At 49.5% G+C, this 928-nt stretch carries 1 tRNA gene and 1 rRNA gene; both read left to right on the top strand.

Going from position 1 to position 928, the window contains the following annotated elements:
* Positions 1-360: ribosomal RNA gene (locus tag J9892_RS24530) — 16S ribosomal RNA — on the top strand; the annotation flags it as partial.
* A gap of 275 nt (positions 361-635) precedes the next feature.
* Positions 636-711, top strand: a tRNA-Glu gene (locus J9892_RS24525).
* Positions 712-928: the final 217 nt, after the last annotated feature.

Raw genomic sequence — 928 nt, 5'->3', positions numbered from 1 at the left:
TGGGGATGACGTCAAGTCATCATGGCCCTTACGGCCAGGGCTACACACGTGCTACAATGGCGCGTACAGAGGGCTGCAAGCTAGCGATAGTGAGCGAATCCCAAAAAGCGCGTCGTAGTCCGGATTGGAGTCTGCAACTCGACTCCGTGAAGTCGGAATCGCTAGTAATCGCAAATCAGAATGTTGCGGTGAATACGTTCCCGGGCCTTGTACACACCGCCCGTCACACCATGGGAGTGGGTTGCACCAGAAGTAGATAGCTTAACCTTCGGGAGGGCGTTTACCACGGTGTGATTCATGACTGGGGTGAAGTCGTAACAAGGTAACCCTAGGGGAACCTGGGGTTGGATCACCTCCTTACCTTAATGATGACGAAGTTGTTGAGTGTTCACACAGATTGCCTTGATTCAAAGTAGTTAGAGCAAAGACCTGATGCGAAAGCGTCAGTGCTTATTCAACTTCGGTTGAATGAGAGAAGCCCGTTCGTTGGGTTGGGATGTGAATAGCGGCGCAAGTTGCTACCCAATTCAAAGTTAGCGATAACAACGAACAGCGCTAAAGGCCGCTAGCCTCGCAGGCTCGGCGTCGCCTTTACGAAAATCATTGCGAAGGTTACTTCGCAAAACATGATTTTCGTCCCCTTCGTCTAGAGGCCTAGGACACCGCCCTTTCACGGCGGTAACAGGGGTTCGAATCCCCTAGGGGACGCCACTTCTCTTCGCAGCTCAAGAATGCAGACATAAGCATCACATGTTTATGTCTGTTTTCTTCGGCCTTGTGCCGTTGCAAACATGCTCTTTAACAATCTGGAAAGCTGATTTAAAAAGTAGTTCTCAAACATTTGTTACAAGTGCTTTGGAAACTTCTTGGCGAAAACCAAATTTTATTTGGTCCTTGTTGTACGACAACAAGCTGTGCCGGTTTCACC

The organism is Aeromonas sp. Prich7-2 (assembly GCF_017939255.1).
GTDB classification, from domain to species: domain Bacteria; phylum Pseudomonadota; class Gammaproteobacteria; order Enterobacterales; family Aeromonadaceae; genus Aeromonas; species Aeromonas caviae.
This window is presented reverse-complemented; position numbering and strand designations above follow the sequence as displayed.